Genomic DNA, 24,050 nt, shown 5'->3' on the forward strand with positions numbered 1-24,050 from the left:
GGGGTGGGTGTGTGAGCCTGGTGGGGGGGGGGGGGGGGGGTGTGCCGTGGGGCGCGGGCGCGGCGGGGGCGCCGCGGCCGCGGGGCGCACCGCGCCCGGCCCCGCCGCCCCCCCCCGGGCCCCCCCCCCCCCCCCGACCGCCCCCCCCCCGCGCCGCGGGGGCGGGGGCGCCCGCCCCCGGGCGGCCGCCCCCCCCCCGAGACCGAATCGTCCATCACGACGCGGTGTTCCATCGTTCGAAAAGCATCATCACACGAGAAGGTCCGCTCGGCCGGCGTCCGTCAGCAGCTTGATGTACGTCGGGAAGAGTTCCTTGGCTGCCGGAATGGCCTTGGCCAAGGTGGCCATCTTCCCTTCGATGCCGATCGCGCCCGACGTCACGGACAAGAGGAGATTCAGGTCGCCCTGCCAGAAACGGTTCGCGTATTCACCGGTCATGCGGAGGGTGCAGTCCGACTCAGCGTCGGCGCTGCCCTGGACGGCGGTCATGCCCGAGATGTCGATGATCACGACGCCGTTGGGCTCGGTGGTGAGCACCTTGAGCACTCCCTTGGTGCTCGAAAGCTTCTCGACGATTTTCGGGTCGCTCTTGGCCTGTTCGAACGTCAGTCCGATGAACTTGTACAGGTCCTCGGCGCTGGGCGATGGGGACATTCTCTTGATTCCTCTCGTGACGGCCGTGGCACGACCGGGCGGCAACGACGTTGCCTGTGAACTCATAGTGAAAGGTTCGGATGTGTTGACGCGGTCGGGTAGTCGAAATGTCCGGCGCGTATCTACGCAGACGCCCACCCTTGATGCGGCTCGAGCCGCTAGACCATCTCCCACTCGGCGGCGGCGTTCAGGCGCACCCATTCCCGCTCCGCGTCCGAATCTGCGGGCGGCGGCTTGATCCCATTGGTCCGCCACAGTTGGATCGGGGTTTCATCCATATGGATCTCCCAGCGGAAACCGCGGTCCTTGACGTGGGGCGCGATTGTGTCCTCGAAAGCGGCCATGGTCATATCCCGGAAATCGTCCGAATCCGGCATACGGCGGGCAATGTGATCGATCGTGATGCGGACGAAATCGTTCGCCGGTTCCCCGCCGACCCAGATGGAGTCGGCCGGCTGGTCGTGGAACACAACCACGACGTAGAACCGCGGCAGCCCCGCGAAGTCCACGTAGGTGTCGGTGATCGCATCCGTGAACGCCTTCTTCTGTTCCTTGCTGTACGCACCTTCGGGCACGTAAATCTTCCACATCGGCATGTCGTTCTCCCTGTCCTTCGAAGCTGGCATCCTGGCCATCGGTGTGGTCTAAGCCACAACCAAGATTACGAACGCCACGTCCCCGTCAATAGGACCAGGGCGACGGGTGACGGTATTTCTACGCCCGGGAACCGCGCCGACGAGGTATGCCAATAACGCGCACAACGGCCGGTCCAGGCGAACTTGCCCGGATCCGGCCGTCGAAGAACCGTTTATTGTTTCGATGTAAGCACGTCGGCAATGTGGCCGGCGTCTCGTTGATTCATGCTGCGCGAGAGAGTGATACCGCCAACTCGATCATGCAAACCTTGTCGTGTCGAGAAGGCTTGCGGTGCAGGCTTGGATCGAGAGTCACCTCGACGCGGAAGTCAGTCGAGAGACTCGAGGAGCGCGGCGTCGTAGGGATCGGCATCGTTCAGGCGACCCGCGAGCGCTTTGCGCGCCCACTCGGGGTCGGCGATCAGCGCGCGGCCGACTGCAACGAGGTCGAATTCATCGCGTTCAGCACGGTCGAGCAGTTCAGCGATGTCCGCGACCGCAGACTTCGTTGGTCTGCCATCAGGCCCGGCGAATTCCTTGTCCAGACCGACGGATCCGACCGTAACCGATGCTTTACCAGTGACTTTCTTGGCCCAGCCGGCAAGATTCAGGTCGCTGCCTTCGAACTCCGGAAGCCAGTAGCGGCGAGTAGAAGCGTGGAAAACATCGACACCGGCGTCGGCCAGCGGGGCCAAGATTGCCTCCAGTTCCGTGGGCGTGTGGGCGATACGCGCGTCGAACTGTCCCGACTTCCACTGCGACAGCCGGAAGAAGATAGGGAATCCGGGTGTGACTGCCGCCCGGACGGCCTCGACGACCTCGGCGGCGAAGCGAACCCTGGATGCGAGGTCACCGCCATAGGCATCGGTACGCCGATTGGTCCGTTCCCAGAGGAATTGGTCAACGAGGTAGCCGTGGGCACCGTGCAGTTCCAGACCGTCGAATCCCAGGTCCTGGGCGGCCGCAGCCGCGGTGGCGAAGCTTCCGATGACGTCATCGATGTCAGCGGCACTGAGTGCAATTCCGTGGGGCACACCATCGAGGGCCAAACCGGAAGGACCCACGGGCGGCGCTGCACTGATGGGTCCCGCCCCTTCGGTGCGAGTAGAGCCCACGTGCCAAAGTTGGGGAATTATCTTTCCTCCGGCCTGGTGCACAGCCGACACCACATTCCGCCAACCGGCGAGGGCTTCGCCGCCCCAGAAGCGTGGGACCCGCTCGCTGGTGCCTGATGAGGCGTGCTGCACCAACGTCCCCTCGGTGATGATCAGGCCGACGTCCGCGGCAGCGCGACGCGCGTAATACTGGGCCACGTCATCGCCGGGGACTCCGCCCGGCGAAAAGTACCGCGTCAGCGGCGCCATGACGATGCGGTTGGGTACTACCAGGTCACCAACACTGAAGGGGCGCCCGAGAACCTGCGCTGTCCGCACGACACCTGGGGTTGTGGTCACGTGTTTCCTCCTGAGGATCCGAAGATGCCGGCTAAGCAAGCAAGAAATGACCGTATCAGTTTTGGTCATTTCACACCATGGCACCATTTCATCGCCCCACCTCACGAGCGACTATGCACACTCGCTGTCTCGGCGCACTACGATTCGGAGGTTCGGGCGCGCTGACGGGCCCTGTGCGCACGCAGGTTCTCCGGGTTTCCGCACAGCTTGGCGGAATGCCACACCGCACTGTTATTGCGCGAGGAATCGTAGAAAGCCGCACCGCAGCGCGTATTTCGGCAGATCTTGAGTCGGCGCCACGCGCCCGCCTGTTGGGCCTGGAAGACCTCGAGCAAGACCACGGCGGCGAAGTACCGCCACCCTTGGCCGCGGGGCTCGAGAACCGCCTGTCCACCGCGATCGAGCCGTATGGCCGCCGCCGCGACATGAACTGCCGGTGCATCGTGACCACCGCCGCCAACGCGCGGCTCGAGTAGCTGCAGCAATTCGGAGCGCAGCCCGACAAGTTCCTCCAGGTCATGGGCGGCGAGACGGACCGGCGCAGCCGACTGCCCTGATCGCGCCGCCCAGGTCGCCAGCGCTCGATCGAGCCAGGCCTGTGCGTCAGGAAGCCTGCCGAGTAGGTCGATCTCTCGCGGGCGTCCGGTCGAGATCGTGTTGACGAAGTCGTGCACCAGCGCCAACCCGGCCGGCGCCGGCGCAATCTCGTACCGCGCACAGGCAGACCAAGTCACGGCTGAGCCTTCTCCGGGCTTGTGTTCCATTGACATGACTGTAATCGGTTAGGTCACTCGTTCGATACCCATCGAGCCGACGCTTTTTCAGCCTCCGCTCTTGACGGTCTGGTCTAGACGACATAGTCTAAAGCGCGGTCGGGCGGGGATTGCAGTGCATCGTCGCCCGCGCGGCGGCGCACTTCGAATGCCGAACGCGTGGCCATCGACACCGGCTCAGTGCACTTCATCGGCCGCGCGGCCGCATTTTCGGCAAATGTGTAGGTCCGCCGCTGGCCGCACCATATTTGGGCACCAAACCTCGAAGGAACAAGATGTCCCTCATTACCGATACCGTGGAACCCGGCATTCGCCTGTTGACAATCGACAGACCAGCCAAACGCAACGCCTTCGATATCGAAACCTATGTTGCACTGGCCGAGGGCATTGTGGAGGCCGACCGCGACCACGAAGTACGCGTCATCGTCATTACGGGTAGTGGTGGCGTTTTCACCGCCGGCAATGATCTTGTCGATTTTCGGGATCAGCCCGATTCGATGGCTGCATTCGATCTTCTGCGTACCTTGGTCGCGACAGAGAAACCGATTGTCGCGGCAGTCGAGGGATTTGCGGTCGGCATCGGGGCGAGCATGCTCCTGCACTGCGACTTAGCTTTCGCGGGCAGTTCGACCGTCTTCTCGCTGCCGTTTGTCACTCTAGGCCTGACCCCTGAAGGCGCCACAACACTTGTGTTGCCCCGTATCGCCGGTGTCAAACTGGCCACCGAGTTGCTGATGCTTGGAAAGAAATTCACCTCGAAGCGGGCAGAAGAGGCCGGTCTCATCAACCGCGCAGTCGCCGACGGGACCGCACTCGCTGCTGCCCTCGAGACCGCAAGCTCTCTTCAGGAACTGCCCACCGAATCGGTGCGGATCACCAAACGCCTTCTCCATCGCGACCGACTCGAAATCCTCCAGGTAATCGACGAGGAAGCAGAGTTTTTCCGAAAACGTTGCCATTCAACAGAAGCCAAGGCCGCGATTGCGCATTTTCTCAATTGAGTTGTGGCCGGCTCCCCCGGCGGCGATAAACAAAGGCCTGTCGGACCCAACACTCTGGCGGCGGCGCAGAGCTGACGGGCCGCGTCATGGCCGATCTCTATTTTCAGTTAGCCGCGTTGCCGATATCGGAAGAACCGAACCGGCGACGTTCGTCCCGCCAACAAGAGCTCGCCCTTGGGTGGGCTGCAGTTTGTCCAACAGAAGGAGCGTAAAGAATGCCTGAATCTACGATCGCAGCTGGCGTGAAGTCCAGCACCATCACGACCGAGGTACGCGGAAACGTGTTGTTGATCGGTCTGAATCGACCGGACAAGCGGAACGCGCTGACCGGAGAGATGCTCGACGCCCTGGCCGAGGCATACAAGCGCTACGACAACGACGACGATCTGCGCTGCGCCGTGTTGTACGGGGAGGGCGGATCGTACTGCGCCGGCGCTGATTTGACGCAGTTGAAGGAACTTATCGAAAGTGACTCACTCTCCTACGGCGAAGGGCAGTACGACCCGTTCGGTCTCGAGGGTGCCCGGTTATCGAAGCCGCTGATCACCGCTGTGCACGGCATGTGCTTCGCAGGTGGGCTCGAGCTCGCGCTCGCGGGCGAGTTCATCGTCGCCGCCGAGGGCACGCTGTTCGGTCAGCCAGAGGTTCTGCGTGGCGTGTTCGCCTTCGAGGGCGGCGCGGCCCGGTGGGCGGCGAGTGTCGGCTACGCGAACGCTCAGCGATACCTGCTCACCGGCCACCACCTGGATGCGACAGAGGCGCACCGGATCGGCCTGGTGCAGGAGGTCGTTCCGGCGGAGCAGCTCTTCGATCGAGCCCTGGAGCTGGCCAACGAGATCGCGGCCGCGGCGCCCAGGGGCGTGCGTCATTCGCTGGCCGTTTCCCGTCGTGCCGCCGAGGAGGGGTTGGCCGCCGCTTTCGAGATGATTCCCCCACTCCGCACCGAAATCATCGGAACCAGCGATGCCGCCGAAGGCATCGTTTCGTTCAAGGAGCGCCGGGCCGGCGTTTACACCGGCAGCTGAGTCGGCACGCACCGAAAAGAACAGCTCGACATCCACCATCGAAGGACAGAAGAATCATGAGAGAAGCAGCAATCGTCTCGACGGCGCGCACCCCGATCGGGAAAGCCTACCGCGGCGCGTTCAACAATACGCATAGTGCGACTCTCGGCGGGCACGCCGTCGAGCACGCGCTGAAGAAGGCCGGACTCGAGCCGTCCCGCGTCCAGGACGTCGTGATGGGAGCGGCGCTCACGACCGGAGTGCAAAGCGGTGACATCGCGCGTCAGATCGCGATCCGCGCCGGAATCCCTGTCACGACACCGGCAATCACCGTCAGTAAGTTCTGCACGTCGGGGTTGGAAGCGATTGTCGCGGGTTCCTATCGCGTGCTCCAAGAGGGGCTCGATGTGGTCGCCGCCGGCGGCGTCGAATCGATCAGCATGATTCAGGTCCCGGGCTACGACTTCATGATCGAAGAGCCGTGGATCAGGCAGAACAAGCCCGACTACTACATGCACATGATTGAAACGGCCGAGGTGGTCTACGATCGCTACGGCGTGAGCCGGGAGTCTCAGGACGAGTTTTCGTTCCAGAGCCAGCAGCGTACGGCCGCCGCCCAGGCCGCAGGTCTGCTGGACAACGAGATCGTTCCGATGGAATCGGTCAAGCGAGTCGTCAACAAGGAAACTGGCGAGGAATCGTTCAGTACCGTGACCCTCACACACGATGAAGGCAACCGGCCCAGCACCACGTTGGAAGGCCTGCAGTCCCTGAAGCCGGTGATGCGTGCCGATGGGTGTGTCACGGCGGGTAACGCAAGCCAGCTCTCCGATGGTGCGTCGGCGGTCATCGTGATGAATCGCGACACCGCGGAAAAAGAAGGTATCGAGCCGCTCGGATACTTCCGTGGCTACACCAGTGTCGGCGTCGAACCCGACGAGATGGGCATCGCGCCCGTGTACGCGGTACCGGCGTTGCTGGACCGTTTCGGCCTGAGCGTCAACGATATCGGTCTGTGGGAGCTCAACGAGGCCTTCGCGGTTCAGGCGGTCTACTGCCGTGACAAGCTGGGCATCCCCGACGAACTTCTCAACGTGAACGGTGGCGCCATTTCGATCGGCCACCCCTACGGCATGAGCGGAGCCCGCATGGCGGGACACGCCCTGATCGAAGGCAAGCGGCGCGGCGCGAAGTACGTCGTCGTGACGATGTGCGCCGCGACCGGCCTGGGTGGTGCCGGTCTGTTCGAGGTTGCCCTGTAATCGGCACAGCCTGATTTCGAAGTCGGCTCACTGGCCGCACCGAGTCTTGCGGCGATCCGGCTGTCGACCCGCCGGATCGCCGCGAACCCAAGTCCCGCGCTTTCCTCAGTACGGGAAGGTCGGGAACGTGATTTTCACACCGACCACGAGGACCTGAACCATCCTTGTCTAGACTGGATGGTCTAGATCTTTTCGATCGGGACAGGCGGGTGCCACCATGCGGGAGTCGACGACAAAGCACGACAGCCGGAAACCTGACGGCGAGCGGCGCAACCACAAAGACCTCCCACACAAAGAGCGACTGCTCCGACAGGGCATGACCGAGTTCTATGCCCAGGGTTTCAGCGGCACGACCGTCGATGCCCTACTCCATTCGACCGGCGTTCCGAAGGGATCGTTCTACCACCACTTCGGGTCCAAAGAGGCGTTCGGCCGAGCTGTACTGGAGCGATACTGTTCCTTCCAGATGGACTTGCTCGCCTCCTGGGCAGTTCGCCCCGGACTCGGCACGGTGGAGAAACTGACCGGCTATTTCGACGCAATGGCCGACGGTTTCATCGGCTCCGGGTTTCAACGGGCGTGCTTGGTCGGCAAATTCTCCACCGAAGTAGCCGCCACTTCCGAGTCCTTTCGGCACCACCTCGACGAAGACCTTCGAATCTGGCACTCCAGCCTCTGCGACATCCTCACTCGAGGCCAAGCCGACGGAGATGTCCGGGCCGATCGGAGTCCCCAGGAACTGGCCGACGCACTCCTCGCCCTGATTCAGGGCGCGTTCGTGGTGGCGCTGTCCACCCGCAATGCCGAGTCACTCCGGTCCGTCTGCGCGACCATCCCGGTCATCCTCACTTAAGCCATCGCGATCGGCGCGTGGACGCGGCCGGTGGCACCTGGTGCCGGGTGCGTCATCCGACATCGGAAGGGCCTACACGCACAACCGAGCCATTCCTCGACGCATCGTGACGGTTGACACATTTCCCCATGTGTCTCACTATCGATACATGACCACAAATGTGTCGAACAGCGTGTCCTTCGTGCCGAGGTCGGGCGACTCGTGGCGCGACCCGTGGCAGATGTACGCGCAGTTGCGCGATCACGATCCTGTGCACCACGTCGTCCCCTCGGACGACCCGGGGCACGACTACTGGGTGCTGTCGCGGTACGCGGATGTCTACGCTGCCGCGCGGGACTCGGACACGTTCTCTTCCGCTTCCGGACTCACCACCACCTACGGCGAGCTGGAGAAAATCGGGCTGCAGGACAACCCTCCCCTGGTGATGCTCGACCCGCCCGATCACACCGCGTTCCGGCGGCTGGTGTCGAAAGGTTTCACACCACGCCAGGTCACCGCCGTGGAGCCCGCCGTCCGGGAATTCGTGGTGCAGCGGATCGAGCGGCTCCGCGAGATCGGCGAGGACGACGTGGTGAAGGAGCTGTTCAAACCCTTGCCCAGCATGGTCGTCGCCCACTACCTCGGGTTTCCCGAAGAAGACCGGGACCGGTTCGACGGCTGGACCGAGGCGATCGTGGCGGCCAACGCCCAGGGCGGCACCCTGAACGCGACCGATGCAATCACTGAGTTGATGACGTACTTCTCCACGCTGATCGAGCGTCGTCGCACCGAACCCGAAGACGATACGATCTCCCACCTCGTCGCCGGCGGGATGGGCGCCGACGGCGACGTGGAAGGTTTGCTCTCGGTCCTCGGATTCGCCTTCACGATGGTGACGGGCGGCAACGACACCACCACCGGAATGCTCGGCGGAGCAGTGCAATTGCTGACGGAGCGCCGCGACGAACGGCAACTGCTCATCGACCGCCCCGAACTCATCGGCGATGCCGTCGAAGAACTCCTGCGTCTGACGTCGCCGGTGCAAGGCCTCGCCCGCACCACCACGAGGGACGTCGAGATCGAGGGCACCGTCATCCCGGAGGGGCGAAAGACGTTGCTGCTGTACGGTGCAGCGAACCGCGACCCGCGCCAGTTCGGATCCGACGCCGAAGAGGTCGACGTGCAACGACGACCGAAGCAGATTCTGACGTTCAGTCACGGGGCCCACCACTGCCTCGGGGCAGCCGCTGCCCGAATGCAGGCACGCATCGCCCTGGAGGAGCTGCTCGCCCGCTGCCCCGACTTCACCGTCGACATCGATGCCGTCGTCTACGCGGAAGGCAACTACGTGCGCCGCCCGACGAGTATCCCGTTCACGGTGCGCGGATCGTGACCGGGGACTGGATGCGCGACGAACGTCCCCGCGTCGCCGCCGAACGCATCCTCGATGTCGCGGCCCAGTTGTACGTCGAGAACGGCATCAACGCCGTCGGGATGGCCGAGGTTGCCCGGGCCGCAGGGTGTTCGCGCGCCACCCTCTACCGTTACTTCGACAGCCGTCAGGCTTTGCAACTCGCCTTCGTCCATCGCGAGGCCCGCCGCATCGGTGCGCTGATCGCACAAGACGTCTCGGGCACCGCCGACCCGCAGACCGTGATCGTCGAGGCGATGCTCACGGCGATCCGGCTCGTCCGCCGCGACCCCACCTTGGCCGCATGGTTCCAGTTGGGCGACTCGGGACTTGCCGCACAGATTGCGCACTCCTCGGAGGTCATCGAGTCGCTGGGCGCCGCCTTCCTCGGGCAGACGGGAGTGGGTGGCGAGGAGACGTCACGCCGAGCGCGGTGGCTCGTGCGCGTCATCGTCTCGCTGCTCACCGTTCCCGGAGTCGACGACGACGACGAGCGCGCCATGATCGAGCAGTTCGTCGCGCCCGTCATCGCCGGCCCACACGAACGGGACGTTCGTTCGATCTGACGCAACGAACGTCCCGTTCGTGCGGTCGGGATGGGGGGCAGGGCAGGGCAGGCCTTGGGTGGACTGACGCGGAATCGGAGGGAACCTGCGCACCAGCGCTTATGATGCGTCGGAAGCGCGTCCCCCACTGAAGGAGCCGTGATGTGCTCACCACGGATCATGAACCACGTGTACGGAGCGATCGAGGGCCGCGGCCCACAGATGACTCGTCGTGCCATGTTCGGGGCGTTGGGTGCGGCGGCGCTCGCAGCGTCCACGGCAGGTTCGGTGTCCGCTGCGCCCGTGCCTCAGGTGGCGCCGCCTGAGGGGCCGATCGTCGATCTCACGCACGTACTCCGTGCCGGCTTCCCGGTCTGGCCTGGCTCGCAGGGCCTCGAGATGCGAAGTCTGGCGCAGATCGGCGGTGGCACGGGATCACTGGGGTCTCTCGCCCCCGGAGCCACAAGCGTGTTCTACAAGAACGAACTACGCCTCGACGAGCACACCGGCACCCACATCGACGCTCCAGCCCATGCGAACGCGGACGGCATCACGGTCGAACAGATTCCGCCCCGCGACCTGGTGGCACCGATCGCTGTCATCGACATCGCTGCGCGTGCACACACCGACAACGACGCCCTGCTGACCCGGCAGGACATTGTGGACTGGGAGTCCGACCACGGAACGCTGCCCGACCGCTGCCTCGTGGCGATCACTCGGGGTGGGCGGATCGCGTAGGACAACCAGGAGCATTCGTCAATGTAGACGCCGCAGGCGTCCAGCGCACACCCGGATTCGACCCGGACGCCGTCGACTTCCTGCTCCGCGAGCGCGACATCGTCGGGCTCGGCTCAGACACCCTGAGCATCGACGCCGGGCGCAGCACCACGTTCGGCGCTCACCTCGGCGCGCTGGGCGCCGGCAAGTACGCGGTGGAAGTGCTCGCAAATCTGTCACAGATACCGCCGGCGGGCGCCACCGTCATGGTCGGCGCACCTACTCATGCCGGTGGGTCGGGTGGACCGTGCCGAGTCCTCGCCTGGATCTGAACCCCGCCGTCACCCTTGCGGTGTCACCCGGAGTACCTGGTCGGTGTCACCGTTGTCGGTGGTGACGAGCAGCGAGCCGTCCGGAGTGGGGGTGACGGAGCGGAGCCGACCGTACTGATCCTGCAGTCCGAACGTCTGAGCCGTCACCGACTGGCCGTCGGCGGCCAGGCGAAGGAAAATCAGCTGCTTCGTCTTGAGCCCGCCCATGACGAATGCGCCGTTCCACGGTCCCCAACCCGAACCGGAGACGAATGCGCCACTCCCCGTAGCCAGCGTCGTGCTGCCCGAACTCCACACCGCGGCAATCGCACCCGGTACCCGGACCGGGTCGGTCATGGGTACGGATTCGTCGTAGATGCCGGGGATGCGGTCCGGCTTGTATCCGTAATTGCCACCGGCGACGAGCAAGTTGACCTCGTCGTCCCGAGTTGTGCCCTGGTCGACGGCATAGACACGGCCCGTGCCGGGTTGCTGCGCGAGACCTTGGGCATTGCGATGACCGAGTGTGTAGACGGGACTGTCGGCATTCGGATTTCCCGCGGCCGGTGTCCCGTCCGGGTTGATGTGAAGGGTTTTACCGCCTAACGAGTTCGGGTCCTGAGGCACGCCCGGTGCTGCGGTATCTCCCGTGCCCACGAAAAGGGTGCCGTCGGCGGCAGTCAGAATTCGGCATCCCCCATGGCGCCCGTCCTGGACGGGTATACCGGTGAGCACCGCGGCACCGCGGGTCAACTCCGTCCATGCCGAGTCGACGGTCCACGATTGGATCCGGATGTCGGTGACCCCGCCACCCTGGAATCCCTGGCAGGTGTACAGCCTTCGGGACTGCGCGAAATCCGCAGCCAGCGCGATCCCCATCAATCCCGTCTCACTCTGCACGTACAGGTCGGCGAGGTCCGCGGCGACCGGACCGGTCGATCCGTCGGCGCGACGGACGAAGAAACCACCCGACCGCTGGCCTGTGAGCACGGCACCGTCCGGGGCCTGCACCGCATCCCAGGGATGATCGAGTCCCTCGAGGAGCGGGGTGACGGTCAGGTCCGGGAGGGTGTCCTCCGTCGGAATTTCAGGGTCGCCACTGCCGGACCCGAGGCTGCCCGTGTCGAACGGGAACGGCGACGGCTGCGCCGAAGCCTGCGCTGCCGGAAGACCGAGAACGGCTGTGGTAGCGAGAGCGAGGGCGGCGAGCTTGGACTGACGCACGGATACTCCTCGGGTCGACTGCGGTATGCCGGTCACTATAGGCGTGCAGAGACCCGAAGTTGATCTTGTCGGTCAGGACCGTGTTGCGCACACCAGGGCGAAGCGGTCGTCCGGGTCGCTCCACGTGCGTTCGACCTCGAAACCGGCCGCGGCCAGTTCCCCCGTGATTCCGGGGAGCGTGAACTTCGCGGAAATCTCCGTGCGCATCTGCTCGCCGCGAGCGAACTCGACGTCCAGGTCGAGTGCCGCAACCCGGACGGACAGGGCGCGCTGAGCTTCGAGCCTCATCTCGATCCACTCGTTACCGGCGTCCCACAGCGCTATGTGCCGAAACGCGTCCAACGGGAAGTCTGCGTCGAGCTGACCGTTCAGGACCCGCAGCACATTGAGGTTGAACTGCGCCGTCACACCGGCCGCGTCGTCGTACGCCGGGACCAGGACTGCAGGGTCGGTGACCAGTCCGACTCCGAGGAGCAGATGTTCCCCTGGCTCGAGCACGTCGGCGATTCCGGCGAGAAACTCGGCCCGCTCGCCCGGGACCATGTTACCGAGTGTGCCCCCGAGAAAGGCGATCATGCGGCGACCGCCCCGCGGAAGGTGATGCAGCGACTCGGTGAAGTCGCTGACCACGCCGTGGACGGTAAGGCGGGGGAATTCGGTCCCGATCTGCTCGGCGGCGCCCTGCAGCGCCGACACCGAGACATCCTGCGGCACATACGTATGGAGGGTTCCGTGTCGGGTTCCTGCTTCGAGTAGCAACCGCGTCTTCTCGGAGGAGCCGGAGCCGAGCTCCACCAGAATTTCCGGTGCCGCCACCTCGGCGATCTCCCCCGACCGTTGCCGGAGCAGTTCTCGCTCGGTGCGCGTCGGGAAGTATTCCGGCAACGCGGTGATCTGTTCGAACAGCTCACTTCCGCGCGCGTCGTAGAACCACTTGGGCGGCAGCCACTTCGGATTCGACGTCAGCCCCACGGTCGCATCCTTGCGGAGTGCGTCCTTCAGCTGATCCGGTTCCAGATACACCTCGAGGGTCGGTGCGGTGGTCATCAGACTCCCATCTCGAGCGGCGTGATCATCAGATGTCCTGGGCGGGCGTACACGATGTGCCGATCCGGTACCGGCTGCCACCCGGGATCGTCGTCGAAGGGTTCGGACATGACGATTGCCCTGTCGTCGTCGACGAGCACTGACAGTGAGTGATCCCAGGTGGTGGCCCACAGCTCGCGGCCGTCACCGAGCAGAAAATTCAGGCGCGACTTCGGTGCGGCCGCGTCGACGGCACGAACCAGCGTGGTGAGTGCCTTCTCCGGTCCCTGCTCCGCGAGCGCTCGTTGCAGCAGTAACCACAGCGCAGCCGAATCGGTCGGCGCCTCGAGTTGCAGGAGGTCTGTCACCGGAAGCTGCTCGGCGAGCGGTCCGAGTGTCTCGGGCCACCCCTTCACCAGACCGTTGTGGCTGAACGCCCACGTCCGATCGGTGAACGGCGCGCAAGCCGTGGCCTGCACGGGCATACCCACCGTTGCCGACCTGGTCGCGGCCACCACTGCGCCGGACCGTATCTGGGGCAGCGTCTCCCGTAGTACCGGATCGGACCACAGCGGCTGCTGGCTGCGGTAGCGGGAGAAGGCGTCCTGTCCCCACCACCCGACACCGAATCCGTCCGCGTTGATCGTTCCGCCGTGGCGCATGTCCCGAGGCACCCATGACTGGCGCAGCAGCGAGTTCTCACCCCAGCCGATGAGCTCGCCGACGGATACATCCGGTCCCAGATATCCCAGGTGGCGGCACATATCAGCGTTCGTCTCCCGAAATATCGCGTGCACACCGGAAACCAGAGAAGATCTGCCGTCGGATCGGGTGGTCCCAGTTCCGGAACGTGCCGCGGCATGCCACAGGATCGGTACCGAACGAACCACCACGCAGTACCCGGTAATCCCCGCCGTAGAACACCTCCGAGTACTCGCGGTACGGGAACGCCGTGAATCCGGGATACGGCTCGAAGGGTGAGGACGTCCATTCCCAGACGTCACCGACGAGTTGGTGGACACCGAGAGGCGACGCCCCCGACGGGTACGCTCCCACCACAGCCGGTCCGAGGAATCGCTGTCCGAGATTGGCCGACGAGTCGTCCGGATCGCTGTCACCCCACGGAAACCGGCGGGAGCGTCCCGTGGTGGGATCCCATCGAGCAGCTTTTTCCCACTCGGCCTCGGTAGGCAGTCGCTTGCCGTCCCACCGTGCGAACGCCTCGGCCTCGAAGAAGCAGACATGTACCACCGGTTCCTGCGGGTGAAGTGGTTCGGGCACCCCGAACACCCGGCGCCACCAAGCGCCCCGGCCGTCGCTCTCCCAGAACTGCGGCGCTTCGAGTGCCGCCTCACAGCGGTGCGCCCACCCACGCTCACTCCACAGTTCGGGGCGACGATATCCGCCGTCGTCCATGAACTCGAGGTAACGACCGTTGGTGACGGGAACGGCGTCGATTTCGAAGGCCGGCACGTACACCGAGTGTGCCGGGCGCTCGTTGTCCAGCGCCCAGGGGTCGTCCGACGCGCCCATCGTGAATATTCCAGCTGGGATGATGATTTCGTTCTCGGTCACCGGCACCCCGACACGCGGCGCGGCGTCCGCAGTGAGAACCGGCGCTCCGGAACGCAGTTGGTGGGTGGCGAGCATCGTCTCGGCGTGCTGCTGCTCGTGCTGGGCGATCATGCCGAAGGCGAATCCGTGTTCCTCGAGCGGCCTACCCCGAAAGGTGCTGCTGTCGAGGACATCCCAGGCCTTGTCCCGGACTGTACGGACATAGTGCCGCGCTTCGGCCGGATTCAGCAGTGGCAACGAGGGGCGGGAGCGCCGGGAATGCTTGAACGCGTCGTACAACTCGTCGATGTCACTACGGACCGGTTCACGGCCTCCGACATCGCGCACGAGCCACAATTCCTCTTGATTACCGATGTGGGCGAGGTCCCAGACCAGTGGGCTCATCAGCGGCGAATGCTGCGCGACGAGGTCGGAGTCGTCCAGGCAGTCCGTCAGTCCGGCGGTTCGCCGACGTGCACGGGTGAGCACAGCCTCGACCTTCTCGCGGGTTCCCATCAGCTCTCCTCGCCCGGAGCGTGGCCCCGGCAACATCGTTCGGCGGCGGCATCGAGAAGTCGGACGAACTCCGGGTCCGGCGAATACGACGCCGCCAGCGACAACAGAGCCGTTGCCGCTGCGCGCAATTCGAGGTCGGCCAGGCCGAACTCGGCGGCATCGCGCCAACGCTCCGACGTCGGAAGAGCGGCGGCAAGCGCCTCGGCCATGACACCCGGACCCGAGAGCAACGCGTCGATTGCCGCGACCGGCACCCGCCACAGATTTCCTGGCTGCGCGTCGAGGTAGCGCACCTCGAGGTAACCGGCGGCCCGGACAGGAGGGAACAAGGTCGTGAGGTGGTAGTCGAGATCCGCGAAAGTCGGGGAGCGTCCGATCACGTCGTCCAGGGCCCCGTCCACCCAGTCGCCGAATGTCGCCTCCGGCGGCGCCGTCCAGTCGGCGCCGTCGCCCCGGACACACAGCAGCGGTACATCCAGCACCCAGCGGGCGTAGTCGCCGCTGTTCCGCGTTCCGGCGGTCCGAGGCGAATCGAGTTCGAGCCACGTTCGCATCCGCTGCGACGCCCACTGCCCGTCCGGCACCCCATACAACCGAGGGGAGCACGCGAAGGCCGCGATGAGTGCAGGCCCGATAGCGTGCAGTAGCTGCCAACGCTGCTCCACGCCCGCTGAGTCTGCGCCTGCGTCGACGCTGACCTGCGTGGCCGCGGTATTGCACATCATGAGTTTCCCGTAGGGGCCGATTTCCCGGAAGCGCGACTCCATCGCGCAGTAGCGCGGCAATTGAAGGAGCCGGTGGGCAGGACGGCGCGTGTCCGCCGCCTCGGAGGACATGAGAATTGCCCGGGTAGACAGCAGATCGGTGAGAACGGCGTAGTCCGCGGAGAGGTAGTCACACAGTTCGCGAGCGGAGCGGCAGGGAGCGCTGGACAGTTCGATCTGTCCGCCCGGTTCGACAGTGACGGCGCTGCCGCCGGGGAGGGGCTCGGCTGGTGACGAAGGGTCGATGGTTCGTGGAGTGTGCGGCCCGAGGGCGTCCGCAAGAGCTGCCAGATCGGGACGCACGAATTCGGGCACCTGCGCGGTGAGCCACTCCAACTCCGCGCCGATCAGCTGCGGGGGACCCAATTTGAAGCAGACGCCGCCTATGTAGGCCTCCGCGGCAGGTCGAGACGTGACACCGACTCCCTCGACGGACTGGATCGCAGTACCCATTCCACCCTCCCTTTCGGGCGCCGCCTGAACGTCGTTATCGACGATAGAGCGCCGGGCCCACCTATGCACGTGCGAACGGCAATACTTTTCGTCAGTCCGCCGCGGTACGTTCGACACCATTCGCATTGAACAGGAGGTATCCGACATGCTCGACCTCGAGCGCGCGCGCAGGGACACCCCCGGCTGCCTCGACAAGGTGTTTCTGGACAGCGCCGGGTCTTCGCTTCCGCCCACTCCGGTACTCGACGCGGTCTTCGCTCATCTGCGCCGCGAGGCCGACGTCGGCGGATACGTCGCGGCCGCGGAACGCGCTGGTGACCTCGCCTCGGTGAAGACCTCCATCGGCCGGTTGATCGGCGCGAGCGCAGATACCATCGCACTCGTCGACAGCGCCACCACCGCATGGAACGACTTCTTCCAGGCCGTCCCGTTGAAGCCGGGTGACCGGGTCCTTCTCTCCGAAGTCGAGTACGCCAGCAACGCGATCGCGGTTCTTCAACGGGCACGGTCCACGGGCGCCACCGTCGACGTGATTCCGAGTGACCCGTCCGGCCAGATCGACCTCGTCGCTCTCGAAAAGCTTCTCGACGACCGCGTCCGTCTCGTGTCCTTGGTGCACGTGCCCACCAACGGCGGGTTGGTCAACCCGGTCCGCGAGGTGGTCGACCTGGCACACGCCCGGGGAGCTCTCGTGCTTCTCGATGCGTGCCAGTCCGTCGGACAGATCGCACTGGACGTGGCCGAGCTCGGCGTTGACGCATTGTCCGCAACCGGCCGCAAGTGGTTGCGCGGCCCTCGAGGCACCGGGTTCCTGTACATCGCCGATGAACTGACCACGACCCTCGAGCCGGCGGCACTCGACCTGCACAGTGCCGAATGGACCGGGGCCGAGGACTACCGGATGGCTGCGGACGCGAGTCGGTTCGAGTTCTGGGAATGCGACGTCGCGGCCCGGCTGGGCCTGGGTGCGGCAGTGGACTATCTCCTCGACCTCGGTGTGGACCAGGTCGAGGCGGCTGTGGTCGACGGCGCCGAGTACCTGCGTTCGGGGCTGTCCGAGATCGACGGCGTCACGGTGCGCGACCTCGGGACCCGCCGCTGCGGGATCGTGTCGTTCACCGTCGACGGTCTCGATCCGCGGGATGTGCGTGCGCAATTGGCGAATCGCCGGGTGACCGTCACCGCCAGCCTGCGCGGATCGACCTTGCTCGACATGAGCGCCCGCGATCTGGACGCCGTCGTGCGCGCCTCCCCGCACTATTTCTGTTCGCGGGACGATCTCGATCGGGCACTGGCGGAAGTGGCAGCGCTGGCGAAGTAGTGGTTCCGGCTGGGGCTGCGACGTAATCTGGGAGCACCGACAAGCCAGGACGCGAGAAAAATGACGAATCCGGCATCGACGGCGTTGCCCCGCTTCGCCGCAGAGAAGGTCGTGCAGCTGCAGACCCGCAAGCGGGATGGGACCTGGGTAGACACTCCGGTCAATCTGGTGGTGGACGGCGAACGTGCCGTTTTCCGCACTCCGGGCAAGGCGTCGAAGAACAAACGGCTCCGCAACTTCCCCGAAGTCCGGATCCGCCCGTGTACCTGGGCCGGGAAGCCGACCGGGCCTCCGGCCCGGGCAACGGCTCGTCTGCTCAGCGGCGAGGAGTCCCGCGCCGCCGGCGTGCTCATCGATAAGCGGTATCCGGTTCTGCAACGAGTTTTCGTTCATCTCGCCCACCGGCTGATGCGGACGGAAACGCTTCATTACGAGCTGACCGATGTGCGTGATCTGGAGCTATAGGCACAACGTGAAAATCGCCTCCCACTCAGCGAGACGGCAGGTCGACTCCCGGCTATAACAGGTTACAGTTCGGATAGCCGTGCATCGTCACATCCGAGCGCCCGAGAGGACCACCCATGGCCGAACCGACTCCGATCCGCCCGCGACCCATTTCCGAGATCGCCGCGTGGGACTACGAGGCCGACGTCGTCGTCGCGGGGTACGGGATCGCCGGTGTGTCCGCGTCGATCGAGGCGGCACGGGCGGGCGCCGAAGTGCTGGTCCTCGAGCGCACCAGCGGCTGGGGTGGTGCCGCCTCGCTGGCGGGGGGATTCATCTACCTCGGCGGCGGTACACCCCTTCAGAAGGCCTGTGGCTTCGAGGACTCGCCCGAGAACATGAAGAAGTTCATGGTGGCAGCCCTCGGCCCCGGCGCCGACGAGGAGAAGATAGCCGACTACTGCGACGGCAGCGTCGAGCACTACAACTGGCTCGTCGAGTGCGGCGTGCCGTTCAAGGCGAGCTTCTGGGGAGAGCCGGGCTGGGAACCGCCGTTCGACGACGGCCTCATGTACTCGGGTGGTGAGAACGCGGCACCGTTCAACGAAATCGCCACACCTGCACCTCGCGGACACGTTCCGCAGATGGACGGCAAGCGCACCGGCGAGAAGGGTGGTGGCTACATGCTGATGAAGCCACTGGTGGAGGCCGCCGAAAAGCTGGGTGTACGGGCCGAATACGACATGCGCGTGCAGACTCTGATCACGGACGACACCGGTCGGGTCGTCGGGATCATCGCCAAGCAGTACGGCAAAGAAGTCGCCGTCCGGGCCCGACGCGGCGTGGTCCTCGCCACCGGGAGCTTTGCATACAACGACAAGATGATTCAGGCCTACGCTCCTCGCCTCATCGGCCGGCCCGGTGCTGCGATCGAGGAACACGACGGCCGGTCGATCCTGATGGCCCAGGCTCTCGGCGCCGACCTGGCCCACATGGACGCCACCGAAGTGGCCTTCGTGTGCGATCCCCAATTGATAGTGCGAGGCATTCTGGTGAACGGTCGCGGACAGCGGTACGTCCCGGAAGACACCTATTCGGGGCGCATCGGTCAGATGACGTTGTTCCACCAGGACAATCAGGCGTTCCTCGTCATCGACGAAGCGGCCTACGACGAAGGTGTTGCCGCCACCACCGCCACCCCCTTCCTGCGCGTACAACCCAAGTGGGTTGCCGAGACCGTCGAGGAACTCGAGTCGGACATGGGGCTGCCCGAGGGTGCGCTCCGATCGACCGTCGAGGTCTACAACAAGCACGCCGCCGACGGCACCGATCCCCTGCTGCACAAGAAGTCCGAATGGGTGAAGCCGATCGGCTCCCCCGTCGCCGCACTCGACCTGCGCGGGTTCACGCTGGGCTTCACTCTGGGCGGGCTGCGGACCACCCTCGACTCCGAGGTACTACACGTCTCCGGGGAGCCCATTCCCGGACTCTTCGCAGCCGGCCGCTGCACGTCGGGTGTGTGCGCGGGCGGATACGCCAGCGGGACATCGCTCGGCGACGGCAGCTTCTACGGTCGCCGGGCGGGCGTGGCCGCCGCGAAGCAGAGCTAGTCGAGCACCCGCACGCTCACGCCGTCCGCGAAACGGTAGGGCTGCGTGCTCAGCACCGCGCCGAGAGTCTTGCGCAGACGCGAGACTTCGGCGCGGACGGCCACCACGTGCTCTCGGTCGCCGAACAGTGCCTCGCTGAGGGAAGCAGCATCGACACCCCCAGTTCCCGCCACCGCCAACACCCGGAGTATCTGCGCATGCCGCGGCGAGAGGGCTTGCGTCCAGTTCGCATCTCCGCACACCGTCACCCGCGGTGACGCGCCGAGGTCGAGTTCCACCTGCAGTCCCGCGCCGTCGACCCGGCGACGCACCAGCCATCCGTCGCCCAGCGGTTCGGGCACGCAGATCCCGAGCCCGGGGACGAGGAGCGGTTTGCCCTGACTCGGCGTAGCCAGCCGCTCGGGTGCAGCGATCCCCGTCGCGCCCGCCACCCAGCCGTGCTGATCGACTACGAGAGCCGGACCACCCGCCGACGCCAGCAACGGGGCGGCCCGTCCGCGCAGCTTCTCGAGTTGCGCGGTGTGCTCACGCCACAGGGTGGCCTCGGCGAGGCGAACCGCGGTGCGCACGAGTGCGACCGTGGTCGGATGAACCGACATTGCCGAACCGCTGATATCCACCACGCCGAGAATGTCCCCCGTGCGCGGATCGTGGACCGGCGATCCTGTGCACGACCACCCGTGATGCGACGGCGCATAGTGCTCCGCTGAAAAGAGTTGTACCGCGGCATCTTCGACGAGAGCCGTACCAATCGCGTTGGTGCCCACCGCCTGCTCCGCCCAGCGCGCGCCCTCCGTGAACCCGAGCGCATCAGCTGCTTTGCGCACTCCGCGTGATCCCTCACGCCACAGCAGCACGCCGTCGGCATCGGCGATGACCACGATGAAGTTGGCGTCGTCGGCCACCTGCGTCAGCGTGTTGCGCAGCTCGGGGAGAACGGACCTCAGCGCGGTGCGCGTCCGGCGCTCCTCGATCTCCGCGAAGTCGGCCGGTTCCACGTCGGCACAATGGTCGGGGGTCACCCCACCTGCCTGCAGTCGCGACCACGAACGTGCCACCACGTCCCGCGGCATCACCGGCGGCTGTTGCCCGGACAGCACCGCGTCGTGCACCCTGCTCAGCAATCGGGCGTGCCGTGACAGATCCACGCCGCTGGCCACCGCGGTCAACCGGTCGGCGCTCCGGGGTTCTGTGCTCACAACGCCGAGGCTACCCCCGGCCATGTGAGCCACACCACTAGTCCATTGGTGGGCCGGCGGCAGGACTGGGCCCGACATGGTGAGGCGTCATCGAAACGACGACCCGATTAGCAGGCCCGGCAGCCATCCGGTAGAGTTCCGTAAGTTGTCTCGGCGAGGGTGAACCGGCTTGTTCGATACGCTGGATTACCGTGATCGACGCGGCTACGGCTCAGCTCGAGCGTTTCGCTCCTGGCCCGTGCGCCCGTTCGTCCCTCACCGACGACAAGACGCCAGCCAGTAACCACCGTGAGTTGTAGGAGCCGTTTCACCATGTCTGACGAAAACACCCTCGTAGCCGCCGTACGCACCGAGTTCGGCAAGGGCGCCGCCCGCCGCGCCCGACGCGATGGTCAGGTTCCCGCTGTTCTGTACGGCCACGGTGAGGATCCCCGCCACCTGAACCTGCCGTCGCGCGACTTCGCCGCGATTCTGCGTGCGCACGGCACCAACGCCATCCTGAACCTCGACATCGACGGCACCCCCCAGGTCGCCCTCACCAAGTCGGTCGTGATCCACCCGATCCGCAACTACATCGAGCACGCCGACCTCCTCGTCATCAAGAAGGGCGAGAAGGTCACGGTCGAGGTCCCCGTCGTCGTCACCGGTGAGGCAGCGTCCGGCACCCTGGTCGCCCAGGACGCCGCCACCATCGCCCTGGAAGCCGACGCGCTGCACATCCCCGAGCAGATCGAGGTTTCGGTCGAGGGCCTCGAGGCCGGCACGCAGATCCTGGCCAACCAGCTCGAGCTGCCCAAGGGTTCGACCCTGCAGGCCGACCCCGAGCTGCTCATCGTCAACGTCGTCCCTGCCCCCACCGCAGCCGACCTCGAGGAAGAGACCGGCGAAGCAGCCGGCACCCCTGCCGAAGAGGGCGCCGAGAGCTGATCCTCTCGCAACCGCACTGAACTCGGCGGCGCGTCGTCCCGGACAATTCCGGGGTGACGCGCCGCTCTCGTGTGACGAGAACCTGCCATAGGGAAGGACCTGTCGGTGAGTGAAGACACGGCTCTGGTGGTCGGCCTGGGAAATCCGGGACCGCAGTACGAGAAGACGCGGCACAACATCGGCTTCATGGTGGCCGGTGTGCTGGCCGGTCGCATGGGAGCAAAGTTCAGCGCACACAAGAAGAGTGGCGCCGACATCATTCAAGGGCGGCTCGAAGGGCGCTCGACGATCCTGGCGAAGCCGCGTTCGTACATGAACCTGTCGGGAGGCGCCGTAGCCGGGTTGGCGCGATTCTTCTCCGTCGACCCCGACAACATCGTAGTGATCCACGACGAGCTCGACCTCGACTTCGGGACCGTCCGCTTCAAGCAGGGCGGCGGCGAAGGCGGCCACAACGGTTTACGGTCAATCTCCAGTTCACTGGGCACCAAGGATTACCTCCGCACCCGCATCGGGATCGGACGACCGCCCGGACGGATGGACCCCGCGTCGTATGTGCTCAAGCCCTTCTCCTCGGTGGAACGCAAGGAGCTCGACATCCTCTGCGAGGAAGCGGCGGACGCCGTCGAACTCCTGCTGAAGGTCGGCCTCGAGGCTGCGCAGAATCGCCTGCACTAGGCGCTCCGCGCCCGTGCGCCTTCCTGGTTGTCCCAGAAAGGCGCACGGACGCCGAAGGCGCCTCAGTCGCGGACCAGCGACGCCGAGGTGGTCCGGCGCAACTTGCCGGACGACGTCTTGGGGATGCTGCCGGGTCCGAGGACCGCGACGGTACGCGGACGCACTCCCACTTCCGAGACCACCGCGTGCACGACCTCGTGTTCGATCCGCTTGACCTCGTCCGGGTCTTGATAGTTGTTGGTTTCGACCGCGACCGCGAAGCTTTCCCGCTTCTGGCCGGCGTCGAGTCGCACCGCGACCGCGTTGCCCGGGCGGACACCGGACACGGTGCCGGCTGCCCGCTCGATGTCGGTGGGATAAATGTTGCGGCCACCCATGATGATCACGTCCTTGATGCGACCGCACACCACGACGAGACCCTCCTCGGTGAAGTAGCCGATATCACCGGTGTTGAGCCAGCCGTCCGGATCCTGCGCCGGCTTGTGGCCCTCGAGAGTGACGTATCCGGGGGTCACAGCCTTGCCGCGCACCTCGATGATCCCGACTCCACGGGTGGGGAGCAGTTCCCCGTCGCCGTCGACGACCCGGCCTTCGAGGTTCGGAACCATCTTCCCGAGGGTGGCGAGGGGACGCGCATTCGGCTTGCTCGACGGGACAGCCCGGGACATCGCCTCCAGAATGTCCGGGTCGACGAAGTCGAGTACCTGACCCTGATCCGGGTCGGGAATCGACACCGCGAGGGTGGTTTCCGCCATCCCGTAGACGGGGGCGAGTGCGGACGGATTCAGTCCGAACCGGGCGCCGGCCTCGGCGAGCGCCGTCATGGTGTCGGGGTCGACCGGTTCGGCCCCGTTCCACATGTACCGCACGCTGGACAGATCGACCGCACCGTCCTCGGCTTGCCGAAGACGACGGGCCAGCAGCGAGTACGCGAAGTTGGGCGCCGCCGTGACCGTGCCCTTGTACTTGCCCATCAGCTGCGCCCACAACAGCGGGGTGCGAAGGAAGTCCATCGGGGTGATGCTGACGACCTCGGCACCGACCTGCATGGGCACACTGAGGAAGCCCACCATCCCCATATCGTGGAACAGCGGCAACCAGCTGACCATCACGTCGTCGTCGAGGGAGAACTTGATGCGATCGATCATCGCGTAGGCGTTGGTGTAGAAGTTCTCGTGGGTGATCTGCACGGCTTTCGGCGACCCGGTGGAGCCGGAGGTGAGCTGCTGCAAGGCAATGTCGTTCTCAAAGGTCTCGACCGGTTCGGTCTCCGGACCTTCGTTCAGTTCGGCCACCGTCACCACTGTGATGCCGCGTTCCTCGAGTAGCGGCTTGGCCGCGTCGAATGGCGCACCGAGGATCACTGCCTTCGCATCGATCATCCTGATCACGGTTTCGGTGTCTTCGGCCCATACCGCCAGATCGGTCCGCGGGGTGGGCTGATGCAGCATCGTGACGGAGGCGCCACGCATCCAGATTCCCTGACAGGACGGCGCGATGTCGACGGGCTGACCGGCCAGGATGCCGATGGCGTCGCCGTGGCCGATACCCGCCGCCGCGAGCGCACCCGCCATCCGCCGCGCCGCCCGATGAATTTCGCCCCATGGCTGTCGCAACGGCGCATCCGGCTCACCGGTGACCAACCCGCGGTTGCTGGTGACAGCGGTGGCATACATCTCGTCGGTGAACTTGCTCAAGATTTCTCCTCGTGCAGATACGGGTGTCCGAACGCAGT

22 protein-coding genes and 1 pseudogene are annotated in these 24,050 nt (G+C 65.5%); 12 read left to right on the forward strand and 11 right to left on the reverse strand.

The genetic code is table 11. The features are described 5' to 3' along the window. Positions 1–249: 249 nt before the first annotated feature. From R4P95_RS14915 to R4P95_RS14930, 4 genes are all read right to left on the reverse strand, one after another. Positions 250–654, reverse strand: coding sequence for an SCP2 sterol-binding domain-containing protein (locus tag R4P95_RS14915; RefSeq protein WP_213576906.1), 405 nt, complete (start codon positions 652–654; stop codon positions 250–252). Positions 655–812: 158 nt separating this feature from the next. Next, positions 813–1,280 (reverse strand): tautomerase family protein, encoded by a 468-nt coding sequence (locus R4P95_RS14920; RefSeq protein WP_317746088.1) that lies wholly within the window; start codon positions 1,278–1,280, stop codon positions 813–815. A 338-nt stretch (positions 1,281–1,618) separates the two neighbouring features. Next, the gene (locus tag R4P95_RS14925) at positions 1,619–2,743 is read right to left on the reverse strand and encodes an NADH:flavin oxidoreductase (protein WP_317746087.1); all 1,125 of its coding nucleotides are present in this window, start codon (positions 2,741–2,743) and stop codon (positions 1,619–1,621) included. A 137-nt stretch (positions 2,744–2,880) separates the two neighbouring features. Further along, positions 2,881–3,477: a CGNR zinc finger domain-containing protein gene (locus tag R4P95_RS14930; RefSeq protein WP_317746086.1), complete on the reverse strand. Its 597-nt coding sequence runs from the start codon at positions 3,475–3,477 to the stop codon at positions 2,881–2,883. Positions 3,478–3,791: 314 nt separating this feature from the next. Here R4P95_RS14930 and R4P95_RS14935 point away from each other — a divergent pair, with 314 nt between their 5' ends. The 7 genes and pseudogenes from R4P95_RS14935 (at position 3,792) to R4P95_RS14965 (ending at position 10,620) form a co-directional block, all read left to right on the forward strand. Further along, complete coding sequence (locus R4P95_RS14935) at positions 3,792–4,517, forward strand: enoyl-CoA hydratase/isomerase family protein (RefSeq protein ID WP_213576903.1); 726 nt, start codon at positions 3,792–3,794, stop codon at positions 4,515–4,517. A 215-nt stretch (positions 4,518–4,732) separates the two neighbouring features. Then, a complete protein-coding gene (locus R4P95_RS14940) occupies positions 4,733–5,542 on the forward strand; it encodes a crotonase/enoyl-CoA hydratase family protein (RefSeq protein ID WP_317746085.1) in 810 nt (269 codons plus the stop codon). 56 nt (positions 5,543–5,598) lie between these two features. Continuing rightward, positions 5,599–6,783: an acetyl-CoA C-acyltransferase gene (locus R4P95_RS14945; RefSeq protein ID WP_213576901.1), complete on the forward strand. Its 1,185-nt coding sequence runs from the start codon at positions 5,599–5,601 to the stop codon at positions 6,781–6,783. A 301-nt stretch (positions 6,784–7,084) separates the two neighbouring features. After that, positions 7,085–7,636, forward strand: a complete 552-nt coding sequence (locus R4P95_RS14950) for a TetR/AcrR family transcriptional regulator (RefSeq protein ID WP_397517724.1) — start codon at positions 7,085–7,087, stop codon at positions 7,634–7,636. 148 nt (positions 7,637–7,784) lie between these two features. Then, positions 7,785–9,008, forward strand: a complete 1,224-nt coding sequence (locus R4P95_RS14955; RefSeq protein WP_317746083.1) for a cytochrome P450 — start codon at positions 7,785–7,787, stop codon at positions 9,006–9,008. Next, positions 9,005–9,592, forward strand: a complete 588-nt coding sequence (locus tag R4P95_RS14960) for a TetR/AcrR family transcriptional regulator (RefSeq protein ID WP_317746082.1) — start codon at positions 9,005–9,007, stop codon at positions 9,590–9,592. The genes R4P95_RS14955 and R4P95_RS14960 overlap by 4 nt, the downstream gene beginning before the upstream one ends. A gap of 141 nt (positions 9,593–9,733) precedes the next feature. Then, positions 9,734–10,620, forward strand: a pseudogene (locus R4P95_RS14965) (cyclase family protein). 9 nt (positions 10,621–10,629) lie between these two features. Here the strand turns inward: R4P95_RS14965 and R4P95_RS14970 are convergent. The 5 genes from R4P95_RS14970 to egtA all read right to left on the reverse strand — a co-directional run bounded on the left by R4P95_RS14970 (position 10,630) and on the right by egtA (position 16,136). Then, entirely contained in the window at positions 10,630–11,823 is a 1,194-nt protein-coding gene (locus R4P95_RS14970; protein ID WP_213576896.1) for a PQQ-dependent sugar dehydrogenase, read from the reverse strand. 72 nt (positions 11,824–11,895) lie between these two features. Beyond that, positions 11,896–12,870 (reverse strand): L-histidine N(alpha)-methyltransferase, encoded by a 975-nt coding sequence (egtD, locus tag R4P95_RS14975; protein WP_213576895.1) that lies wholly within the window; start codon positions 12,868–12,870, stop codon positions 11,896–11,898. Beyond that, positions 12,870–13,613, reverse strand: a complete 744-nt coding sequence (egtC, locus tag R4P95_RS14980) for an ergothioneine biosynthesis protein EgtC (protein WP_317746081.1) — start codon at positions 13,611–13,613, stop codon at positions 12,870–12,872. The genes egtD and egtC overlap by 1 nt, the downstream gene beginning before the upstream one ends. A 1-nt stretch (position 13,614) precedes the next feature. After that, a complete protein-coding gene (gene egtB / locus R4P95_RS14985) occupies positions 13,615–14,919 on the reverse strand; it encodes an ergothioneine biosynthesis protein EgtB (protein ID WP_317746080.1) in 1,305 nt (434 codons plus the stop codon). Then, complete coding sequence (egtA, locus tag R4P95_RS14990) at positions 14,919–16,136, reverse strand: ergothioneine biosynthesis glutamate--cysteine ligase EgtA (RefSeq protein WP_213576892.1); 1,218 nt, start codon at positions 16,134–16,136, stop codon at positions 14,919–14,921. Before egtA ends, egtB begins: the two co-directional genes overlap by 1 nt. Positions 16,137–16,281: 145 nt before the next feature. On the opposite strand from egtA, the gene R4P95_RS14995 reads away from it, so the two are divergent. From R4P95_RS14995 to R4P95_RS15005, 3 genes are all read left to right on the forward strand, one after another. Beyond that, on the forward strand, positions 16,282–17,457 hold the full coding sequence (locus R4P95_RS14995; RefSeq protein ID WP_317746079.1) for an aminotransferase class V-fold PLP-dependent enzyme: 1,176 nt from the start codon (positions 16,282–16,284) through the stop codon (positions 17,455–17,457). Positions 17,458–17,517: 60 nt separating this feature from the next. Further along, positions 17,518–17,922 (forward strand): PPOX class F420-dependent oxidoreductase, encoded by a 405-nt coding sequence (locus R4P95_RS15000; RefSeq protein ID WP_109332424.1) that lies wholly within the window; start codon positions 17,518–17,520, stop codon positions 17,920–17,922. 116 nt (positions 17,923–18,038) lie between these two features. Continuing rightward, entirely contained in the window at positions 18,039–19,511 is a 1,473-nt protein-coding gene (locus tag R4P95_RS15005) for an FAD-dependent oxidoreductase (RefSeq protein WP_317746078.1), read from the forward strand. Here R4P95_RS15005 and R4P95_RS15010 read toward each other — a convergent pair. Continuing rightward, positions 19,508–20,734 carry a GAF domain-containing protein gene (locus tag R4P95_RS15010; RefSeq protein ID WP_208960883.1) on the reverse strand — a complete coding sequence of 409 codons (1,227 nt, stop codon included), beginning with the start codon at positions 20,732–20,734 and terminating at the stop codon, positions 19,508–19,510. The two genes, R4P95_RS15005 and R4P95_RS15010, sit on opposite strands and share 4 nt — an antisense overlap. 288 nt (positions 20,735–21,022) lie before the next feature. On the opposite strand from R4P95_RS15010, the gene R4P95_RS15015 reads away from it, so the two are divergent. Beyond that, complete coding sequence (locus R4P95_RS15015) at positions 21,023–21,637, forward strand: 50S ribosomal protein L25/general stress protein Ctc (protein WP_109332428.1); 615 nt, start codon at positions 21,023–21,025, stop codon at positions 21,635–21,637. Between the two features lie 105 nt (positions 21,638–21,742). After that, positions 21,743–22,315, forward strand: a complete 573-nt coding sequence (gene pth, locus R4P95_RS15020) for an aminoacyl-tRNA hydrolase (RefSeq protein ID WP_317746077.1) — start codon at positions 21,743–21,745, stop codon at positions 22,313–22,315. 62 nt (positions 22,316–22,377) lie between these two features. Here the strand turns inward: pth and R4P95_RS15025 are convergent, their stop codons facing one another. Further along, a complete protein-coding gene (locus R4P95_RS15025; RefSeq protein WP_213576889.1) occupies positions 22,378–24,012 on the reverse strand; it encodes a fatty acyl-AMP ligase in 1,635 nt (544 codons plus the stop codon). Between the last annotated feature and the right edge of the window lie 38 nt (positions 24,013–24,050).

The sequence above is a fragment of the Rhodococcus sp. IEGM 27 genome, from assembly GCF_033142305.1.
GTDB lineage: Bacteria > Actinomycetota > Actinomycetes > Mycobacteriales > Mycobacteriaceae > Rhodococcus_F > Rhodococcus_F oxybenzonivorans.